At 66.2% G+C, this 20,721-nt stretch carries 17 protein-coding genes; 9 read left to right on the top strand and 8 right to left on the bottom strand.

The window, feature by feature from the left end:
* The first annotated feature begins 188 nt into the window (after positions 1 to 188).
* The 5 genes from ACFUTU_RS08415 to ACFUTU_RS08395 all read left to right on the top strand — a co-directional run bounded on the left by ACFUTU_RS08415 (position 189) and on the right by ACFUTU_RS08395 (position 5,127).
* Positions 189 to 1,130: a sugar phosphate isomerase/epimerase family protein gene (locus ACFUTU_RS08415; RefSeq protein WP_377963093.1), complete on the top strand. Its 942-nt coding sequence runs from the start codon at positions 189 to 191 to the stop codon at positions 1,128 to 1,130.
* A 229-nt stretch (positions 1,131 to 1,359) separates the two neighbouring features.
* Positions 1,360 to 1,905 (top strand): isopentenyl-diphosphate Delta-isomerase, encoded by a 546-nt coding sequence (idi, locus tag ACFUTU_RS08410; protein WP_377963091.1) that lies wholly within the window; start codon positions 1,360 to 1,362, stop codon positions 1,903 to 1,905.
* Between the two features lie 50 nt (positions 1,906 to 1,955).
* Complete coding sequence (locus ACFUTU_RS08405) at positions 1,956 to 3,050, top strand: Gfo/Idh/MocA family protein (protein ID WP_377963089.1); 1,095 nt, start codon at positions 1,956 to 1,958, stop codon at positions 3,048 to 3,050.
* A gap of 1 nt (position 3,051) precedes the next feature.
* Complete coding sequence (locus ACFUTU_RS08400; RefSeq protein WP_377963087.1) at positions 3,052 to 3,801, top strand: ThuA domain-containing protein; 750 nt, start codon at positions 3,052 to 3,054, stop codon at positions 3,799 to 3,801.
* Positions 3,802 to 3,933: 132 nt separating this feature from the next.
* The gene (locus ACFUTU_RS08395; RefSeq protein WP_377963085.1) at positions 3,934 to 5,127 is read left to right on the top strand and encodes a CynX/NimT family MFS transporter; all 1,194 of its coding nucleotides are present in this window, start codon (positions 3,934 to 3,936) and stop codon (positions 5,125 to 5,127) included.
* Positions 5,128 to 5,355: 228 nt separating this feature from the next.
* Here the strand turns inward: ACFUTU_RS08395 and aceB are convergent, their stop codons facing one another.
* Positions 5,356 to 7,026, bottom strand: coding sequence for a malate synthase A (aceB, locus tag ACFUTU_RS08390; protein ID WP_377963083.1), 1,671 nt, complete (start codon positions 7,024 to 7,026; stop codon positions 5,356 to 5,358).
* A gap of 213 nt (positions 7,027 to 7,239) precedes the next feature.
* Positions 7,240 to 8,556 carry an isocitrate lyase gene (aceA, locus tag ACFUTU_RS08385; protein ID WP_377963081.1) on the bottom strand — a complete coding sequence of 439 codons (1,317 nt, stop codon included), beginning with the start codon at positions 8,554 to 8,556 and terminating at the stop codon, positions 7,240 to 7,242.
* 165 nt (positions 8,557 to 8,721) lie between these two features.
* On the opposite strand from aceA, the gene ACFUTU_RS08380 reads away from it, so the two are divergent.
* Both ACFUTU_RS08380 and ACFUTU_RS08375 read left to right on the top strand, forming a co-directional pair.
* Positions 8,722 to 10,236, top strand: coding sequence for a helix-turn-helix domain-containing protein (locus tag ACFUTU_RS08380; protein WP_377963079.1), 1,515 nt, complete (start codon positions 8,722 to 8,724; stop codon positions 10,234 to 10,236).
* 174 nt (positions 10,237 to 10,410) lie between these two features.
* Entirely contained in the window at positions 10,411 to 12,159 is a 1,749-nt protein-coding gene (locus ACFUTU_RS08375) for a pyruvate dehydrogenase (RefSeq protein WP_377963077.1), read from the top strand.
* Between the two features lie 93 nt (positions 12,160 to 12,252).
* On the opposite strand, the gene ACFUTU_RS08370 is transcribed toward ACFUTU_RS08375, so the two are convergent.
* From ACFUTU_RS08370 to ACFUTU_RS08350, 5 genes are all read right to left on the bottom strand, one after another.
* The gene (locus ACFUTU_RS08370) at positions 12,253 to 12,609 is read right to left on the bottom strand and encodes an iron chaperone (protein ID WP_377963075.1); all 357 of its coding nucleotides are present in this window, start codon (positions 12,607 to 12,609) and stop codon (positions 12,253 to 12,255) included.
* Between the two features lie 248 nt (positions 12,610 to 12,857).
* Positions 12,858 to 13,712, bottom strand: coding sequence for a hydroxymethylpyrimidine/phosphomethylpyrimidine kinase (locus ACFUTU_RS08365; protein WP_377963073.1), 855 nt, complete (start codon positions 13,710 to 13,712; stop codon positions 12,858 to 12,860).
* Between the two features lie 18 nt (positions 13,713 to 13,730).
* Positions 13,731 to 14,717 carry a TAXI family TRAP transporter solute-binding subunit gene (locus ACFUTU_RS08360; protein ID WP_377963071.1) on the bottom strand — a complete coding sequence of 329 codons (987 nt, stop codon included), beginning with the start codon at positions 14,715 to 14,717 and terminating at the stop codon, positions 13,731 to 13,733.
* Positions 14,714 to 16,141 (bottom strand): ATP-binding protein, encoded by a 1,428-nt coding sequence (locus ACFUTU_RS08355; protein WP_377963069.1) that lies wholly within the window; start codon positions 16,139 to 16,141, stop codon positions 14,714 to 14,716. Before ACFUTU_RS08355 ends, ACFUTU_RS08360 begins: the two co-directional genes overlap by 4 nt.
* Positions 16,138 to 16,806, bottom strand: a complete 669-nt coding sequence (locus ACFUTU_RS08350; RefSeq protein WP_377963119.1) for a response regulator transcription factor — start codon at positions 16,804 to 16,806, stop codon at positions 16,138 to 16,140. The genes ACFUTU_RS08355 and ACFUTU_RS08350 overlap by 4 nt, the downstream gene beginning before the upstream one ends.
* A 395-nt stretch (positions 16,807 to 17,201) precedes the next feature.
* Here ACFUTU_RS08350 and ACFUTU_RS08345 point away from each other — a divergent pair, with 395 nt between their 5' ends.
* Together ACFUTU_RS08345 and ACFUTU_RS08340 are read left to right on the top strand one after the other, a co-directional pair.
* Positions 17,202 to 18,632: an MFS transporter gene (locus ACFUTU_RS08345; RefSeq protein ID WP_377963067.1), complete on the top strand. Its 1,431-nt coding sequence runs from the start codon at positions 17,202 to 17,204 to the stop codon at positions 18,630 to 18,632.
* Between the two features lie 283 nt (positions 18,633 to 18,915).
* Complete coding sequence (locus ACFUTU_RS08340; protein WP_377963065.1) at positions 18,916 to 19,608, top strand: queuosine precursor transporter; 693 nt, start codon at positions 18,916 to 18,918, stop codon at positions 19,606 to 19,608.
* A gap of 46 nt (positions 19,609 to 19,654) precedes the next feature.
* On the opposite strand, the gene ACFUTU_RS08335 is transcribed toward ACFUTU_RS08340, so the two are convergent.
* Complete coding sequence (locus ACFUTU_RS08335; RefSeq protein ID WP_377963063.1) at positions 19,655 to 20,611, bottom strand: hypothetical protein; 957 nt, start codon at positions 20,609 to 20,611, stop codon at positions 19,655 to 19,657.
* Positions 20,612 to 20,721: the final 110 nt, after the last annotated feature.

The raw sequence follows: 20,721 nt of genomic DNA, 5'->3' as shown, positions 1-20,721 counted from the left end.
GGCAACGGTAGCGCGGAGCTCGTGGCGAGGACGCTGCGGGTGAAGCAACTAACCGGGGGCAGCCTGCCCTTTTGGCCGCGTTCAGTGTCTGCCGCGAACATCCAACACGCCGCTGCGATGCAGCTATGCCCGCTTTCCCTCCCCACATTTGGTGGAGGACCGCACTTACTGTCAGGAAAGGCAACCCCATGTGCTTCGGATTCAATGCCCCAGGCGCCCTTCGTCGCTCGCTGGAAGAAAAGGGCGTCGACCGCCGCGGCTTCCTTAAGGGAGCAGTAGCAGCCGGCGTGGGCGTCGGCCTCGCCGGCATCGGCGGGACCGCTGCAGTCGCGGCTCCGGCTCCCCAGGCTGCCGGCCGGCCGGTTCCCCCGGGACTGATCAGCATTCAGCTGTACACGCTGCGCTCCATCATGAGCGGCGAGGGTGTTGACGCCACGCTGGCGAGCCTGGCCAGCTTCGGCTTCACCAAGGTAGAGCTCGCGGGCCTGTACGGCCGCACTGCTGAAGCGATGCGCTCGACCCTTGATTCTCTTGGCATCACCCCTTCCTCGAGCCATGACGGCATCAGCGCCACATCGGCCGCGCTGGAGACCAAGATCGCCAACGCCGTAACCCTGGGCCAGACCCACATCAACGTGCCGTACCTGGCTTCCAGCTCAGCGGATGACTGGCGCCGCTGGGCGGACCAGATGAACGCTGAAGCAGCTGTCGCGCAGCAGGCCGGCCTGAAGTACGGCTACCATAACCACGCGCACGAGTTCACCACTGACCTTGGCGGCGGACTGACTCCCTGGGACATCTTCACCAGCCGCCTCGACCCCAAGCTGGTCCACCTTGAGGTGGACCTTTACTGGGCCGTGACCGCCGGTGTTGGCGTTGGTGCAAAGGATCCGATCCAGTTCGCCATCGACACCATCCTTCAGGCTCCGCAGAAGGTCCTGCAGTACCACGTGAAGGATCGCGACGCCGCCGGTGACTTCGCCGACCTCGGGACTGGAAAAATCGACTTCGCACGCATCTTCCGGGCGCACACTCCCAAGGAATTCATCGTGGAGAACGACCGTCCTGACGTCACGCCGCTGCAGACGGCAGAGGTGGGTTACGACTACCTGCGCGCCATCCGGTTCTAAGCGGACCACCTGTAACCGCCGCGGAAGCCGGGCTTAGTTCCTATGGGGCGTACGGCCCGGCTTCCGCCATTTGCTCAGCGTCCGTCCCTGCGTTTCAGGATATTCTGCAAGCAGGCCGGGTTGGCTCTCCACATCGAGGCGCAACGGAGGATCTGATGACTGTTACAGCTCCCATCCCTATCGAGGTGGCTAGTCAGGAGCTGTTCGGACATACCTGTAGGGCGCAGCCATGACAGAGGCGGAGGAAGTAGTACTCCTCGACGAAAACGGCCGCCCGTGCGGGGCAGCGCCCAAGCAGGAAATCCATAGCCGCCAGACGCCGCTGCACCTGGCGTTTTCCTGCTATGTGTTCAACCCGTCGGGGAAACTCCTCGTCACCAGGCGCGCACTGTCAAAGGTTGCGTGGCCGGGAGTGTGGACGAATTCCTTCTGCGGCCATCCGGCGCCCGGGGAAAACATGGTGGACGCAGTTCGGCGCAGAGGCCGCTGGGAACTCGGAATCGAGCTGTCCAACGTTCAGGAACGCCTGCCGGAATTCAGGTACAGGGCTGTTGACCCGAACGGAATTGTCGAGAATGAGCTGTGCCCCGTGTTCACCGCCGCGACGACGGATGCGGTAGCGCCCCGGCAGTCGGAGGTGTGCGAATACCAGTGGGTTTCTGTACCGGACCTGCTGGCAGCGGCGGAGTCGGCGCCCTGGGCTCTGAGCCCGTGGCTCGTGCTCCAGCTCAAAGAGCTGGCCCCCACCCTGTTGACTGCTTCCGCGGGGCATTGAGACTAAGTTCCGGAAGGTATGGCCATTCAAGCGAAACGGAGTCTTGATCGTTGAGCACGCAGAATAACGCGCCGCTAAGGGTCGGCGTCGTCGGCATCGGCTGGGCCGGCCAGCAGCACATCGAGGCCTATCGGAACATCGACGGCGTGGAGCTCGTCGCAGTCGCCGCGATGGAGGCGGACCTGCTGGCAGGCATCAAGGACGAGTACGGCATCCCCCACACGTTTGCCCGCTGGGAGGACCTGATCGGGTTTGAAGGGCTCGACGCCGTCAGCGTGGCCGTGCCGACGTTCCTGCATGCCCCGATCAGCATCGCCGCGCTGGAACGCGGCCTGCATGTCCTGAGCGAAAAGCCCCTGGCGCGAAACGGTGAGGAAGGCCTGCAGATGGTGGAGGCGGCACGGAAGGCGGGCCGGGTCCTGGACGTGGCCTTCAACCACCGCCGCCGCGGCGACATCCAGAAGCTGAAAGGCATCATCGACGACGGCGAACTGGGCCGGCCCTACTACGCCAAGGCTTCCTGGCTCCGGCGGCAGGGCATCCCCATGCTCGGCAGCTGGTTCACCAATCCCGCCCTGGCTGGTGGCGGCCCGCTCGCAGACATCGGCGTCCACGTCCTGGATTATGCGCTGCACCTGCTCGGCGAACCCAGGGTGGTCGCCGTCTCGGCGTCGACGCACTCCGAGCTGGGCCCGCGCGGACTGGGCGGCAACGCCCGCTACACCGCCATGAAGTCCTCGCACAAGTTCGAGGTGGAGGACTTCGCCTCGGCGTTCATCCGGCTTGAAGGCGGCGGAACGCTCATCCTCGAAGCCGGCTGGGCGGCCTACCGGGACGAGGAGGACCTGATGGACTTCACCGTGTACGGCACGGACGGCGGCGCGGAACTCCGTGCCGTCGGCGCCTCCAACGTCCCGGTCGCGGATCTCCGGATCTTCAAGGAGAAGGACGGCGAAAACGCCGACTACGTGGTGGTCGCGGAGCCCGGGAGGGCGCACCAGGCGGTGGTGGAGGACTTCGTGGACGCCGTCCGCGGCGGGGAGTCCGGATGGGGAGCCCACGACGGCTCACTTGCCCTGACCCGCGCCCTGGTGCTCGACGCCTGCTACAAATCCGCCCTCGAACAGCGTGAAGTGAGGCTCTGACATGACGGAAAAACTCAACATCCTGGTCTGGAACGAAGGCGTCCATGAGGCGAACAACCAGCCCGAAACCATGGCGGAGATGTACCCCGACGGCATCCACGGCGCCATTGCCGAAGGATTGCGGGGCTTCTACCCGGACTCGAACATCAGGACCGCCACCCTGGCCGACCCGGAGCACGGGCTGTCCGAGGAGACACTCGCCACGACAGACGTGCTCCTTTGGTGGGGGCACGTGGCGCACGATGGGGTCAGCGACGAGGTGGTGGACCGCGTCCAGCGGCACGTCCTCGGCGGCATGGGCCTGGTGGTCCTGCACTCCGGGCACTTCGCGAAGATCTTCACCAGGCTGCTGGGCACCACCTGCTCGCTGAAGTGGCGCAACGAGGGCGAGCGTGAGCTCGTATGGACCGTGAAGCCCTCGCATCCGGTCGCGGCCGGTGTGGAAAGCCCGATCGTGATCCCCAAGCAGGAAATGTACGGCGAACTCTTCGACATCCCCGAGCCCGACGATCTCATCTTCATCAGCTCCTTTGAAGGCGGCGAGGTGTTCCGCTCGGGCGTGACGTTTACGCGCGGGAAGGGGCGGATCTTCTACTTCAGCCCGGGCGACCAGGAGTACCCCGTGTACCACCAGCCGCAGATCCGCCAGGTAATCGCCAACGGCGTGGGCTGGGTGGCGCAGCCGGGACGGTTCCGCGAGGCCCCGGGCGTCAGCAACGCCCAACGCGACTGGTTCCTGAACACCCCTTAAAGAACGTACTGGGCGCGAACGTACACTTGTGGCCCCGGCCGGGAGCCCTGTCCGCCGTTCGAGGCGCCGCGTGATAGCAATAGGAGTGATGAAACCCCTCTCCCGCCTCCAGCCTCCTGCCCCCTGCGCCGCATGAGGGGCGCCACCGGAACCGCCATTCCGCGCAGCTGGATCCTCCTCGGGTGCATCGGCCTCATCGCCCTCAACATGCGGGGCCCCTTCGTGGCAGTCGCACCTGTGCTGGGCCCGATGCAGCAGGAGCTGGGCTTCACCCCCGTTGAGCTGGGCCTGCTGACCGGGATCCCGGTGCTGTGCTTCTCGCTCGCGGCGCCCCTTGCCTCGCTCGCGGGGCGCCGGCTCGGGGCGGAACTGGCCATCACCCTTACACTCGCCGGCGTCCTTGCGGGTGTGGCAGTCCGTTCCGCCGGCGGCGGCGCCATGGTGATGGCGGGTACGGTCATCCTCGGCCTGGCCATCACGGTAGGCAACATCGCCGTGCCGCTGATCATCCGCCGGGACTTCTCGCCGCGGCGCCAGGGGACGGCGATGGGCATTTATACGGCTGCCCTGAACGTTGGCTCGTTCGCCACCTCAGTGGTCACGGCGCCGCTGGCCGAGCTGGCCGGCTGGCGGGCTTCCGTTGCGGCCTCGGCCGCCTTTGCCATCGCGGCCATCGGCTTCTGGGTTTTCGCATCGGGCCGGCGGGCCTTCGTCCCGGCGCCGGACGACGGTACTGGCGGTCCGCGCGCAGCCGGCCGTCCGGCGTCGCGATGGATCACGGCGGGCCTGACCATTGGATTCGCCGGCCAGGCCATCTCCTATTACGGCGTGACCGCCTGGCTGCCCACACTGCTTTCCGATGAGCTCGGCATGACGCCGGCCGCCGCGGGCGCAGGCTCCTCCCTGTTCCAGATCATGGCCATCGCGGGCAGCCTGGGTGTGCCGCTTGCGGCCCGGTTCATGAGTACGACGGCGGTGGCAGTCACCTTGGGTGCCATGTGGCTGACCGTTCCGCTGGGGCTGCTGTTCGTGCCCCAGCTGTGGTGGCTGTGGTCTTCGCTTGGGGGAGTGGCGCAGGGCGGCGGCATCACCCTGATCTTCATCGCCATCATCAAGCTCGCCCGGGACCAGGCGTCGGCGGGCAGGATGTCCGCGGTGGTCCAGGGCGTCGGCTACTGCTTCGCCGCGCTGGCCCCGACCGTGGTGGGCTACGTCCACAGCGTCTCGGGAACCTGGTCCGTGCCCCTCCTGCTGATCCTCGGCTCCGTGCTGGCGTTCGTCATTTCAACAACCCTGTCCGTGCGGAAGGTTCCCCGCCAGCGCTAGGCGCGTCCCGCCGTCGTGCGTTTCCTTCAAACCCTTAAAACCCAAGCGCGAACTGGCAGCTAATGCCCTCAAACCTGTGGTTTCGGGTCATTAGCTGCCAGTTCGCGCTCTAAGGCTGGTTCCGCTGCCGGACCGCCTCCCCGGCCTTCGGGGTGCCTGTTGCGAAGGGCATGGCGGTCCGGCGGACGGAAGTCTGTACCGGTCCTGGCTGCAGTGCCTGGGCTGTGGCTATGCAGCGACGAGTTCGTCCTCGATGGCCTCAGCCGTGGCATCGATGCCCTCGCGGGCTTCGTGCAGGTACCGGGCGTAGGCGGGAACGGTGAGGAAGCTGGGGAACTTGTCGCTCAGCGTGACCTCCTCGAAGATGTCGCGGGCGTCAGCGAACCGGTCACCGTCGAAGCGCTCCAGCCCGGCGAACTCCTCATCCAGCATCTCCTGGACCCATTCCCGGCTGATGATTTCGCCGTGGTCCGTGATGGCGCGGGAGTAGATCCACTGCCACAGTTGCGAGCGGGAGATCTCCGCGGTGGCGGCGTCCTCCATCAGGTTGTGGATCGCGACCGCGCCGTTGCCGCGCAGCCAGGACTCGATGTAGCGGATGCCCACCTCGATGTTGTTGCGGATGCCCTGCTCGGTAATGGTGCCGTGCGTGGCGGCGACGTTGATGAGCGCGCGGTCGTCCGGGGTGACGTCCTCGCGCAGCCGGTCCAGCTGGTTGGGGCGGCCGGCGAGGACGCCGTCGAACACCTCGCGGCACACGGGGACCAGGTCCGGGTGGGCCACCCAGGAGCCGTCGAAACCGTCGGCTGCCTCGCGGGTCTTGTCGGCGCGGACCTTTTCGAAGGCGTTGGTGTTGGCGGCCTCGTCCTTGCGGTTGGGAACGGCGGCGGCCATGCCCCCAATAGCCATGGCGCCGCGCTTGTGGCAGGCGCGCACAAGCTGTTCGGTGTAGGCCCGCATGAACGGGGCGGTCATGGTCACCTGGCCGCGGTCCGGCAGGACGAAGCGGGGTCCGCGGGTGCGGAAGTTCTTGATGAGGGAGAAGATGTAGTCCCACCTGCCGGCGTTCAGGCCCGCGGCGTGGTCCCGCAGCTCGTAGAGGATCTCCTCCATCTCGAACGCGGCGGTGATGGTTTCGATCAGCACCGTGGCGCGGATGGTGCCCTGCGGGATGCCGAGCAGGTCCTGGGCCAGGATGAAGATGTCGTTCCACAGCCGGGCTTCGAGGTGGTTTTCGATCTTCGGCAGGTAGAAGTACGGGCCCTTGCCCTGGGCCAGGAGGCGGCGGGCATTGTGGAAGAAGTACAGGCCGAAGTCCACGATGCCGCCGGCGACGGGTTCGCCGTTGATCAGCATGTGCTTCTCGGGCAGGTGCCAGCCGCGGGGCCGGACCACGATGGTGGGCAGCTCCTCAGCGGCCTTGAGCTTGTACTCCTTGCCTTCCGGCGAGGTGAAGTCGATCCGGCGTTCCAGAGCGTCGGTGAGGTTCAGCTGGCCCTGGATGACGTTGCGCCACGACGGCGTGGAAGCGTCCTCCATGTCAGCCAGCCACACCTTGGCGCCGGAGTTCAGGGCGTTAATGGTCATCTTGCGGTCCACCGGTCCGGTGATCTCGACCCGCCGGTCCTCCAGGCCCGGGGCCGGGGGAGCGACGCGCCAGTGCGGATCGTTGCGGATTTCTTCCGTTTCCCGCAGGAACCGGGGGTCCTGGCCGCGGGCGATGTCATCCCGCCTTGCCCGCCGTGCCCGCAGCAGTTCCTGCCGCCGGCCAGCGGTCGCCTTGTGCAGTTTGGCCACGAAGGCCAGTGCGTCGGGCGTCAGGACCTCGCCCTGCCGGCAAATAGGCTGCGCGCTCAATGTAATGCCATTGATGGTGAAGTTGTCGGTGAAGCTGTTCATTTCTGTCTCCTTAAAGACGAAAGGGAAGTTCGACGGCGGCACTTGGGTGAGATGGACACGAGGCCGAAGGTGCCGGTACTGCGGCAGCCTGCGTAAAAGGGGCCCTGTGCCCGGGTCCGTCCTCGCTCAGCGAGGTCGGACCCGGGCATGGGGAATAGCAGGCAGAGCAGTGCCGGACCGAAGGCCGAAGGCGACCGGGCCGCCGTCGGGAAGTTAGTGGAACTGGCCCTCTTCGGTCGATCCGACCAGGGCGAGGGTGGACGCGTTCGGGTTGAGCGCAGTGGAGATGTCGTCGAAGTAGCCGGTGCCGACTTCGCGCTGGTGCTTGGTTGCGGTGTAGCCGCGGGACTCGGAGGCGAATTCCTTCTCCTGCAGTTCGACGTAGGCGCTCATGCCTTCGCGGGCGTAGCCGTGGGCGAGGTCGAACATCGAGTAGTTGAGGGCGTGGAATCCGGCCAGGGTGATGAACTGGAACGTGAAGCCCATGGCGCCTAGTTCGCGCTGGAATTTGGCGATGGTGGCGTCGTCCAGGTGCTTGCGCCAGTTGAACGACGGCGAGCAGTTGTAGGAGAGCATCTGGTCCGGGAACTCGGCCTTGACGGCTTCGGCGAACTTGCGGGCCAGCTCGAGGTCCGGGGTGCCGGTTTCCATCCAGATGAGGTCCGAGTACGGGGCGTAGGCCTTGGCGCGGGCGATGCAGGGTTCGATGCCGTTGCGGACCTTGTAGAAGCCTTCCGGGGTACGTTCGCCGGTGATGAATTCCTGGTCGCGCTCGTCGACGTCGGAGGTGATGAGGGTGGCTGCTTCGGCGTCGGTGCGGGCGATGACGACGGACGGGGTGCCGGCGACGTCGGCTGCGAGGCGGGCGGCGTTCAGGGTCCTCACGTGCTGCTGGGTGGGGATCAGGACCTTGCCGCCGAGGTGGCCGCACTTCTTTTCCGAGGCGAGCTGGTCTTCCCAGTGCACGCCCGAGGCGCCGGCGGCGATCATGGACTTCATCAGCTCGTACGCGTTCAGGGGGCCGCCGAAGCCGGCCTCGGCGTCGGCGACGATCGGAACCAGCCAGTCCTCGACGGTCTGGATGCCCTCGGAGAACTCGATCTGGTCGGCGCGGAGGAGGGCGTTGTTGATCCGGCGGACAACCTGCGGCACGGAGTTGGCCGGGTACAGGGACTGGTCCGGGTAGGTGTGGCCGGAGAGGTTGGCGTCGGCAGCGACCTGCCAGCCGGAAAGGTAGATGGCGCGCAGGCCCGCCTTGACCTGCTGCACGGCCTGGTTGCCGGTCAGGGCGCCCAGCGCGTTGGTGTACTTGCCTTCCTTGTGCTCTTCGGTGAGCTGCTTCCACAGCTTCTCGGAGCCGCGCTTGGCCAGGGTGTGCTCTTCGGAGACCCGGCCGCGGAGACGGACGACGTCGGCGGCTGAGTAGTCCCGAGTGACACCTTCCCAACGCGGGTTGGCAGCCCACTCGAGCTCCAGTGCGGCGGCCTGCTGTTCCGGCGTCTGCTGGGTGGGCTCAAATGCTGCAGTCATCTTTGTCTCCTTGATTAGCTCCCGGGCCATTCCGGGAATCCTGGTTTCCGGGCCGGCTGCCCCTGCGCCTTTGAAGGTCCAGCCAGTTTCCGGAGGGGTTTTCCTTCGTGACAACTACTTTTCTGCACTTTCAAAGCACTTTCTAGGGGAAAAAGGTGGAAAGAAATGCGTTTCTTCACGTATTCTTCAGAAATGTCGCCTTCAAGCTGGAACCGGGAAGTTTCGCAGCCGCCGTCGTCCTCGCCGAACGCGGAACTGGACGTGATTGCGCTGGGCCGGCGGGTGCGGCACCTGCGCAAGCAGGCGGGCCTGACCCTCGATGACCTGAGTGCCGCCGTCGGGACGGCACCCAGCCAGCTGAGCCTGATTGAGAACGGCAAGCGGGAACCAAAACTCGGGCTGCTGCAGCACCTGGCCGGGGCACTCGGCGTCGGCATTGACCAGCTGCTGGGGGCCGAGCCGCCCAGCCGCCGGGCCGCCTTGGAAATTGAGCTTGAGCGGTACCAGCGCGGGCCGCTCTACGAGTCCCTGAACCTGCCCAAAATCCGCATCAGCTCGCGGCTGCCGATGGATGTCCTCGAGGCCCAGGTGGGCCTCCTGCAGGAGCTCGAACGCAAGATGAACGAGCAGGTCGCGACACCTGAGGAGGCCCGCCGCGCGAACGGTGAACTGCGCGCCATGATGCGTGAACGCGGCAACTATTTTCCGGAGTACGAGGCCGAGGCGCAGAAGGTGTTGAAGGAGGTCGGCTACACGTCCGGGCCGCTGAGCCAGCATGTCATTGCCGACATCGCCGCGCACCTCGGATTCACCCTCCACCACGTGGGTGATTTGCCGCATTCCACGCGGTCGGTGACCGATTTGAAGAACCGCAAAATTTACCTGACGCAGAGCCAGCGGCAGGACCACGACCCCCGCTCGGTGCTGCTGCAGGCTTTGGGCCACTACGTGCTGGGGCATGAGACGCCCAAGAACTACGGCGATTTCCTGGCCCAGCGCGTAGCCACCAACTATTTCGCCGCTGCACTCCTGCTGCCGGAACAGGCCACCGTGGAATTTCTGCAAAAAGCGAAAGCGGCGAAGGAGATTGCGGTGGAGGATATCCGGGATGCCTTCGCGGTGTCCTACGAGACCGCGGCACACCGCTTCACCAACCTGGCCACCAAACACCTGGGGATCACCACCCATTTCCAGAAGACCCACCAGAGCGGGATCATCTACAAGGCTTACGAGAACGACGGCGTGAACTTCCCGCAGGACCACACGGGCGCCATCGAGGGGCAGCCGTCCTGCAAGGCCTGGACGTCCCGGGCTGTGTTCGATGTGCCGGACAAATTCAGCGCCTACAGCCAGTACACGGACACCCCGTCCGGTACGTACTGGTGCACCGCCCGAACGGACCGCTCGGCCACAGGACAGTTCTCGCTGAGCATCGGTGTCCCGTACCAGCACGTCAAATGGTTCCGCGGACGCGAGACCACGGCCCGGGCGACGTCCAACTGCCCCGACCCCAACTGCTGCAAGCGGCCGCCTGCCTCGCTGACCTCGGAGTGGGCGGGCAACGCCTGGCCGTCTGCCCGGGCCCACGCGCACCTGCTCGCGGCGATGCCCCCGGGTGCCTTCCCCGGCGTGGACGAGACCGAGGTGTACACCTTCCTGCAGGCCCACTCGGGAAGTTAGGAGCCTGCTCCGGAACTGACGGACGCTCTGAAAAGCGGGGACACCGGGATTCCATGGGGTCGTACCTGTATGTGGAAAACGGGCCCGCCAGTCCGGCCCCTGCAACACCCGCCAAGGTGGGCGGACTATATTGGCCCTTGTCAGCCCATCAACTGATTGCGGGAGCGTGTACCCATGGCCAAGGAACTTGCCACCCAGCTCATCGAACAACTCCGGGCTGCCGGAGTGCAGCGGATCTACGGCATCGTCGGGGACAGCCTCAACCCGATTGTCGACGCAGTCCGCCAGACTGGCGGCTCAAAGCAGGGCGGCATCGACTGGATCCATGTCCGGCACGAAGAGGCCGCAGCCTTCGCGGCCGCCGCCGAGGCCCAGCTGACCGGAAAGCTGGCCGTGTGCGCCGGCTCCTGCGGGCCCGGCAACCTTCACCTGATCAACGGCCTGTACGACGCCAACCGCTCCGGCGCACCCGTCCTGGCCATCGCCTCGCACATTCCCAGCAAACAGATCGGCAGCGGCTTCTTCCAGGAAACGCATCCGGACAGGATCTTCAACGAATGCTCCGTCTACTCGGAGCTCATCAGCACCGCCGAGCAGGCGCCGCGGGTGATGCACAGCGCCATCCAGCACGCTGTCGCCCTGGGCGGCGTCGCCGTCGTCACCCTTCCCGGCGACATTGCCGGGCTTGAGGCCACCGGCACAACCCCGCTGCCCGCAACGTTCCGGCCCGCGACGCTCATCCCTTCCCAGGAGAGTGTCCGGGAACTTGCCGATGCCATCAATGCGGCGGACAAGGTAGCGATCTTCGGCGGTGCGGGCACGCAGGGAGCGCATGACGAGGTGATCGCGCTCGCGGAGCTCATCGGCGCCCCGATCGGCCATACGCTCCGGGGCAAGGACTTCCTGCAGTACGACAACCCATACGACATCGGCATGACCGGCCTGCTGGGCTACGGCGCCGCGGCGGAGGGCATTGAGGACGCCGACCTGCTGATCCTGCTGGGCACCGACTTCCCCTACGACCAGTTCCTTCCGGAGACCCGCACCGCCCAGGTAGACCGTGCCGCCCACAGACTCGGCCGGCGCACCGACGTCGACCTGGCCGTGCACGGCGACGTGCTGCCGACGCTCAAGGTGCTGATGCCGCTCGTGGCCCCCAAGAAAAACCGGCGCTTCCTCAACCAGATGCTGAAGAAGCACGACCGGCTCATGAACAAGGCGGTGGGCGCCTACACCCGGAACGTCGGGAAGAAGGTGCCCATCCACCCCGAATACGCTGCCTCGCTCCTGGACCAGGTGGCGGCGGCGGACGCCATCTTCACGGCGGACACCGGCATGTGCAACGTCTGGACGGCGCGCTACATCAACCCGCTGGGCACCCGCCGGCTGATCGGCTCCTACCTCCACGGGTCCATGGCCAACGCGCTGCCGCACGCGATCGGGGCCCAGGTGGCCTACCCCGGACGCCAGGTCATTTCAGTTTCGGGCGACGGCGGCCTGTCCATGCTTCTGGGCGAGCTCATCACGGTTGCCGCGCACCGGCTGCCGGTCAACGTGGTGGTCTTCAACAACTCGACGCTCGGCATGGTCAAACTCGAGATGCTGGTGGACGGGCTGCCGGACTTCGGCGTTGACGTGCCCGACGCCGATTACGCGGCTGTTGCCCGCGCCCTCGGTTTCCATGCGGTCCGGGTCACTGATCCCACCAGGATCGAGGACGCCTACCGCCAGGCTTTCGCCCACCCCGGGCCCTCGCTGGTGGAGGTCATCACCGACCCCAAGGCGCTTTCGATTCCGCCAAAAATCAAAGGCTCGCAGGTGCTCGGCTTTGCGACCGCGATGTCCAAGGTGGTGCTGAACCGCGGCGCCGGCGAGGCAGTGAGCATGGCCCGCAGCAACCTCCGGAACATCCCCCGGCGTTAACTGTCTCACTTTCCCCGGTGAACGGCTGGCGTTACCGCCCTCGCCGGCACCCGCCGTCGTACGCGTTCGACGGCGGGTGCTACAGCCGGGCGGTTACCGCCCCCGCCGCTCGGCGGCGAGAAGCGCCGCCGTCCGTTCGATGAGGCCGTAGGGGACCGGCTTGCCGAGGGGAAACTTGAGCGTGCCCTTGCCGGCCAGGAAGGGCGCGATGTCGGCCCGGAAGGCGTCGTCGCCGGACGGCGCCGGGTACACCGAAATGTGGTGCGACCAGCCCGCGAAGTACACCACATACTTGCCGTCGAGGGTGACCGTGGGGATGCCGTAGCTGATCATTTCGCCGGAGCCGGGTACGGCGTCGCGGCACCGGCGGCGAATCTCCTGGAGAATCTCCTGCACGTCGGCGGGAAACTGCGCGATGTACTCGTCAACGCTGCCGAAATGCTGGTCCATGCCGCGCTCCTCCACGATCCAACGGGATGCCTTGAGAATACGCCCGCGGTCTGTGGTGATGACGGTATCCGCCCGAAGAAGTCCTTCCTCAGCTCCTGTGGGATGACTCGAGACCCTTCCTCACCGGGTGAGGAAGGGTCCCAGGGAAACCCGGCGAAAGGTGAGGAAGGGTCCCAGGGAAACCCGGCGAAAGGTGAGGAAGGGTCCCAGGGAACCCGACGAAAGGTGAGGAAGGGTTTCAGCCGGAGTTAGCGCGGGCCGCCCTGCCAGAGTGCATCGAACGGGGCGCCGGAGGCCACACGGTTCCGGATCCCGGCGGTCACGAACTCCTTGGCCGTTCGCGCTGCCTGCAGCGGCGAGGCGCCCTTGGCCAGCTCCGCCGTCACGGCCGCCGCCAACGAGCAGCCGGCGCCGGACACGGCCACCTCGCCCACCTTCGGCGCCGCCAGGACCTCAAGGGTTTCGCCGTCGTAGAAGACATCCACGGCGTCGGGCCCGGACAGGCGCACACCGCCCTTGGCCAGCACGGCGGCTCCGCTCAGTTCGTGGATCCGGATGGCCGCGGCCTTGAGCGACTCGACGTCGGTGATCTCCAGGCCGGAGAGTGACTCGGCTTCGAAATGGTTGGGCGTGACAAACGTGGCCAGAGGCAGGATCTGGGCTTTCAGGGCCTGGTCGGTGTCCAGCGCGTGCCCGGGCTCCTGCCCCTTGCAGATGAGCACCGGATCCAGCACCACGCTGCTGAACGCGCCGGCAGACAGCGCAGAGGCGACAGTTGCAATGGTGGCCGGGCTGCCCAGCATGCCGATCTTCACGGTGTCCAGCACGGAAGGTGCGCCGGAAGCGGTACCGTAGGCCGCCATCGTCGCTTCCAGCTGGTGTGCGATGACTTCCTGGTCCACGGGCACGAAGCGGTGGTTCCATTCATTGTCCGGGTCGAAGGAGACGATGCATGTGAGGTTGGCGATGCCGAAGACGCCCAGTTCCTGGAATGTCTTCAGGTCGGCCTGGGCTCCGGCGCCGCCGGTCGCCTCGGAACCGGCGATGGTCAGGACGACGGCGGGAGCCGCGGTGGTGCGGTTATCGGCAGCAACAGAAGTCATCGTTCCATCCTGCCATGCCTAACCGTGCAGCGTGCGGTACGCCTCCGCTGCAGCGGGATGCAGGGGCAGGTCGGCCGTGTTGATCAGGGTGTCCGGGCTCAGGAACTGGACGCCGAGGCTGGAACGGGGAACGAGTTCGTCGGCATGGTCCACCAGCAGCTTCACGGTGTTCCGGACGACGCCGCCGTCGAGGTCGTTCCGGCAGAGCAGGAGGTTCGCCACGCCCACCGTCCAGGCAGGCCCGGCTCCCGGATAGCCGCTACCGGGAATCAGCACACGGTCATAGAAGGCTCCGAAGCGATCGCGAAGTGGCCGGACGAGGCCGGACAAGTCGAGCAGCCGAAGCCCAGGGGCATCGTTCGCTTCCGCGATGGCGGCTGTCGGAACACCGCCGGACCAGAACAGGACGTCCACGGCTTTCCTGCGGAGCGCGGCGATCCCGTCGTTGAGACCCAGATTGACTTCCGTGACCGCCCCAGCCAGCCCTGACACTTCCAGGATTCTGCGGGATGTCAGCGCTGTCCCCGAACCCGCCTCACCAATCCCGATCCTCCTGTCCTTGAGGTCGCGGTAGTTCCCGATGCCGCTGTCCCGTCGCACCAGGCAGTGGACATAGTTTTCGTAGACCTTTCCGACGGCGGCCATTGCGACGGCGGGCTGCCCCGCCGTCTGCTGTGCGCCTGCTTGCTGCACTGCGGCGTCAAGGAGCGCGACGGCGAATGTTGCCTCCCCGGCGGCCAGCCGCCTTATGTTGTCAAGGCTCCCGCCGGTGGTCAGGGCTTCTGCCCGTTGGGCGATTCCGTGGCGCTGGAGCGATTCGGCAAGGAGCGCGGCGAACTCAAGGTAGAAGCCGCCGGATTCACCGCCAGCCACAGTCACTCTGGCCGGTCCCGGTGATGATGTGCACGCCGCCATGGCCGAAAGGCTGAACGCCCCGGCGACCAGGCTCAGCCCGGACTTCAGGACGCCGCGCCGGCCCACCTGGTGCAGTTGTCCCCGCCTCACGGTTGCCCTCCTCCCTGAACAGCGGCGGGAAATTCCAGAAGCGCCAGCAGCCCGTGCGGATCGCGTGCCCGCAGCGTCAGCCGGCCCCCGTTCGCGCCCGCCAGCCGGTCAACGATCGTCATTCCCAGTCCCGTGCCACGAACGCCGGCGTGGTCCGGGGACCGCCAAAACCGGGTGGCAGCATTGGCGAGCTCTTCGGGCGGGAGTCCCGGGCCGTCGTCGGACACCTCAACCACGACTGAGCCGCCCAATGGGCGGGCGTTCACCGTGACAGTGGCCCCGGGCGCGTACTTGATGGCGTTCGTGATGAGTTCACCCACCATCTGGGCGAGCTCGGCGGCGCTGCAGAAAAGCTGCAGGGGCGGCTCCGGCGGAGCCTTCAAAACGAGGCTCGAGCCGGCTTGTTTGGCTGCCGGCCGTGCGCGGTCCACCTCCTCCTGCAGCACGGGGTACGGGTCGATGGGCTGCGCGGAGCCGACTGCGCCCGGTCCGGCGGTTTGGGTGGCCGTGCCTTCGAAAGCCCGGTGCTCGGCAGTGGCCAGTTTCAGGACGTCGTCCAGGATCTCCTCGACGCGCTCGAGTTCCTTCACGACCCCCGCAGCTTTGGCCCGTTCTGCGTCGGTCCGGAGTTCCAGCTGGAGCAGGTCAATCCGCAGCCGCAGGGCACCGATTGGGTTGCGGAGCTGATGGGAGGTGTCGGCAATGAGCCGGCGCTGGGACTCGGTGCTGTTGCTCACGGTCTCCGCCATTCTGGTGAAGGAACGGCTCAGTTCCCTGAGCTCGGGCGGCCCTGCCTCGGGAAGTCTTGCCGCCCTGCCGGTGGCCTCCAGTTCCGCCACGGCTGAGTTCAGCCGGAGCACCGGCCGGATTACCCATCCCGTGGCCCGGAGTGCGCCCAGGAGCAGGATGGCCGAAAGTCCGGCCGCCCCCAGACCCACCAGCAGCCAGCGTTCGCGGAGTTTCTGCCGTGCCGCCTCGAGGTTCACTTCCAGGACCGCTTCGCCCAGCACTTGGCTGGCGGTGCCGAATGAACGTGAAATAAGTGCCGTGCCGGAGCCAAACGGCTGCAGAGGCTCGAGCGTTGTGTCATTGAGGTTCAGGCTGGCACGGGAGACCGCATCCCGCACATCGGTGCGGTCCGGGCTCAGCCCGCCGGACTGCACCGTGGCGGCTTCCTCCAGCCGAACGAGGACGCCCTCGCCGTAAAGGCCGGTGTAGCGCTCCATCTCGCGCCGGAGCTGTGTCGCGTCACCGCTTTGCGATGCGTCGTAGGCAACCTGGGCGAACCGGTTGAGTGCCGAGACCCGGTTGATCTGGACTTCCTGGGTCAGTTCCCGCCCGGCCGAGGTGAGGATGGCACTGGAGACCGCCAGCACCATCACCAGGGCAAACAGGCTCAGGATTCCCAGCACGCGGCGCTTCACGCTGGTTCCGCTTCGACCCGGTATCCCACACCCCGGACGTTGATGATGAAGCCGGGCATCTGCAGTTTGGACCGCAGCCCGGTGAGGTGCACATCCAGCGACCGGGATGAGGCCAGGAAAGCATCGCCCCACAGGGCATCAAGGATCTGTTCACGGGTCACCACGGAACCGGCGTTCCGGACGAGCAGGGCCAGCAGATCGAATTCCGTGGCCGTCAGCGGGAGGACCCGGGGTCCAACGGCGGCCACCCGCCGGTCGAGGTCGACGTCGAGTTCCCCGAGGACAATGCTGTGGGGCTTCTCCGGGCCGCTGCGGCCCGTCCGCCGCGTCACCGCTTCAATCCTGGCGAGGAGTTCCACCAGCTTCACCGGCTTGACCAGGTAGTCATCAGCGCCGGAGCGGAGGCCGAGGACCACGCTTCGCTCGTCATCGCGCGCAGTGAGAATGAGGATAGGGCATGCCGTGACCTGGCGAAGCTTGCGCAGGACTTCCAGGCCGTCCATGTCCGGAAGCCCGAGGTCCAGGAGGATGACATCGTGCTCCCGGTGGACCAGCAATGCGTCCGCGCCCCGGGATACCCGATGGGCGCTGTGGCCTGCGGAAATGACGGCCGCCTCGAGGGCCGACGCCATTGCGTCGTCGTCCTCGACGATGAGCACGCGCATTGCCTGTCCTCTGCCTTCGTTGCTGTGGGGGGACATCGGAGTCCGTTTGGACATTACTCCTTGTCCGCGGATTTCGCCTTGTTGCCGCCTTGGCACGGTGTCCGGGGTGCGCACTACCGCCGGGTGAAAGTGCAAAGGCGACCCGCCGCCGTCGGCGGTTCCAATTCCTAAGGAAGTGTTAGGAATTGCCCCTCCACGTTGGTTGTGCCAAGGATCACGCATAAGTTGGCAGGTGTCCTCCTGCAGGGTCTGCCGGCAAGGCGCCCGGTCCGGGCTGCCGGCGGAGAACCGCACAGGCCGCCGGACAGACGCAGGGAAGCCCGACGCGGGATTCCGGCAGGACACCATTTCGCACCTCGGACGCCGACGGTGGCACCGACCAGGAAGGTTCATTGATGAGCACCCAGCACGCCGCGCCCGGCAGCGCGGCATCCAGCGAGGCCGCACAGACACGCCGGGCGGTCGGCAACATCCTCAAAGGCTCCGCCGGCAACCTCGTGGAGTGGTACGACCTCTACGTCTACACAGTTTTCGCGGCGTACTTCCAGGCGCACTTCTTCAACTCCAAGGACGAGCTGCAGGCCGGGCTCGAGGCGATGGCCGTGTTCTCGACGTCATTCCTCATGCGCCCCATCGGCAGCTGGTTCTTCGGACGCTACGCCGACCGCAACGGCCGCAAGGCAGCCCTGACCCTCAGCGTGACCCTGATGTCCGCCGGCTCCTTCGCGATCGCCATCCTCCCGACGCAGGACGTCATCGGCATCTGGGCCCTGGTCCTGCTGATCCTCGTCCGTGTCCTGCAGGGCTTCTCCGTGGGCGGCGAATACGGCACCAGCGCCACCTACATGTCCGAGGCCGCCACGTCCAGGCGCCGCGGCTTCTTCTCCAGCTTCCAGTACGTCACCCTGGTGGGCGGCCAGATGCTCGCACTGCTGGTGCTGGTGATCCTGCAGAACACCCTGGGCAATGACCTGCTGAAGGAATGGGGCTGGCGCATTCCGTTCGCTGTGGGCGGCGTGGCGGCGCTGGTGGTCCTGTGGCTGCGGCGTTCGATGGAGGAGACGGTTTCCGAGGAGCAGGTCCAGGCGGCCAAGGCTCCTGCCGCTTCCGGCGAGGCCCAGCCCGGCACCCTGCGGCTGCTCTTTACGCAGCACTGGAAGCCGCTGCTGGTCTGCATCGGCGTGACCCTGGGCGGCACCGTGGCCTTCTACACCTACACCAACTTCATCCTGAAGTTCATGAACGATACGTCCGGCATCGCCAAGACCGACACGTCAGTGATCAACTTCTGGGCGCTGTTCATCTTCATGCTGCTCCAGCCCGTCTACGGCCTCATCTCCGACAAGGTGGGCCGCAAGCCGCTGCTCCTCTGGTTCGGCATCACGGGCGTGCTGTTCACCTGGCCGCTGCTCTCCACGCTCGCCGGCACCAAGGACCCGTTCACGGCTTTCCTGCTGATGATGGGCGGCCTGCTGATCGTGGGCGGCTACACCTCCATCAACGCCCTCGTGAAGGCCGAGCTCTTCCCCGCCTCCATCCGCGCTCTGGGCGTCGGACTGGGCTATGCCATCGCCAACTCGCTGTTCGGCGGCACGGTTCCCCTGATCGGCGCCGCTTTGCAGAAGTCGGACCAGGTGGATCTCTTCTTCACGTACGTCACCGTGGCGATCGGGCTGTCCCTGCTGGTTTACATCTTCGCGCTGAAGAACAAGAAGACCACGCACCTGGACCGCGAACAGGGCCACGCCTGGTCCGGCACGGCTGCCGCCGCTGCCCCGGCGGGCGCCGTCCGCAAGGACGACGACGAGGATATCGTCAAGGTCTGATCTCCCGTAACGCATAGCGCGTCACGAAAGCAACGCACGACGGCGGGCGGCCGGCACCGTGGTGACCTTCGGGTCCCCGGGGCGGCAGCCCGCCGTCGTTCTTTGTTGTGTGGATGCAGGTGAGTCCCGCTCTTCCGTGCCGACGGAGGTGCCGGCGCCGGCAATGGTGGGAGAATGGAGGGCGGTTCCGGCGGCCAGCCCGGCGGAACCCGTCCAGTGCTAATACAGCCGGCTGCCTCTTCCCGCGTCGGGCGCCGAGCGAACCACTACGAACGGAACACCCATGACCACCGCCCAGTCCTCCCTGCCGAAAGCGGCGCCGAAATTCGCCTCGATCGGTTCCCCCTACTTCGGCATCATGCTCGCAGTCATGGCCGTGGTGCTGATCCTGTCCAATATCGGCGCCTCCAAGGGCGTGGCGCTGGGCCCGATCGTCACGGACGGCGGCTTCTTCCTCTTTCCGCTGGCGTACATCCTGGGCGATGTGATCAGTGAGGTCTATGGCTTCAAGGTCGCCCGGAAGGCCATTGTCACCACGTTCGCGCTGTCCGTCTTCGCCTCGCTGTGCTACTGGGTGATCATTGCGCTGCCTGGCTTTGACGACGACTTCGGCACCGCCAAGCAGGCAGCGCTCGAAGGCGCCATCGGCCCGGTGCCGCAGATCGTGCTGGCGTCGCTTCTGGCGTTCTTCGCCGGGCAGACCCTCAACTCCTGGATCCTGGTCCGGATGAAGGCCCGCACCGGCGAGAAGTCCCTGTGGGCGCGCATCATGAGCTCGTCCGTGGCCGGGGAGTTCGTGGACACCCTGATCTTCTGCAGCATCGCGGCCTCCGTAATCGGCATCAGCGACTTCGGAACGTTTGCGAACTACGTGGTGGTGGGCTTCCTGTACAAGACGCTCGTGGAGTTCTTGTTCGTCCCCGTGACCACGCTGGCCATCGGCTGGGTCAAGAAGCGCGAACCGACCTACGCGTAGCCCCGCCGTTTCGACGGTTCCCTGCCCACTCGACGTCCCGCAACGTCTAGCCGGCAGGGAACCGTCGAAACGGCCCGGACTGGTCCAGTGCACGCAGCAGCCGGTACTTGAACTCCTGCTCCCGGAAAAGGTCTTTCCACTCAACCCGGACGAAGGTCCAGCCCTGCTCCATGAGCGCCTGTTCGCGGCGGCGTTCCTGGAAGATCACCTCAGCTGTTGGCCTGTAGTCGAAGTACTTGGTCCTGCCATCGAACTCAAGTGCCACCTTCCGCTTGGGCCACGCAAAGTCCAGGCGGTGTTCGCCCAGCGGTGTCCGCACCACGTACTGGAGCTCCGGTAGTGGGAGCTTGAGCCTGTGAATTATCTCCCGGGTCAGAGTCTCCCCGGCAGATTCGGAACGGGCATCCATCAAGTCCAAGGCCCGGCGCAATGCCACGACTCCATTTCGCCCCGCCAACGCGCCGCAGTAGTCCCGAAGCAGGGGCACGTCAGCTCCCAAGCGAGCGGCGTGATCGACCAGGATGAGGGCCTGACGGACGTTGAACATCAGGGAGCAGTCGACCACTGTTCGCTCCAACGAGGTGCATGGCAGACCGTCTATGAAGGTCACTTCGCGGCTGAGCAGGCGCCGGGTATGGGCGGCCACTCCTTGTCCGTGGGACACACTCGAGGGGCAACCAGCCTGCGTCAGGTGGACGGTATCGTCGACTCCCCACAGATGGAGGCGTTGCAAGGTGGCACCTGAGCTGTGGCTATAGACGAAACCGCCGGCCGACGTCGTGCATGTACCGTGCGCGTGCGCGTGGATGAGTTGGCGCCGGCGGCCTGCCGCGTTCAGTTCCGCCCACCATTCGCCGCGCGCGTAGCAGCCACGGCGCACCCGGATCAAGGATCCGTCCCGAACCAGCTGCGCGATTACCCGCGAATTCAGCCCGCGTTGCAGGAGTTGCTCGGTGCGCCAGCGGTTCTCCCTTGCGGGCAGGCGGGTTCCAGGTTGGCTCATGTTTCCACCATGGCCGCTACGGCCGCGGAGGCCCAGTGACTGTCAGCGGTATGTGGAAACAGGCCGTTTAGACGGTTCCGTGCCCGCTCGACGTTCCGCAGCGTCGTGTG

Source organism: Arthrobacter sp. NPDC057388 (genome assembly GCF_042668165.1).
GTDB lineage: Bacteria > Actinomycetota > Actinomycetes > Actinomycetales > Micrococcaceae > Arthrobacter.
This window is presented reverse-complemented; position numbering and strand designations above follow the sequence as displayed.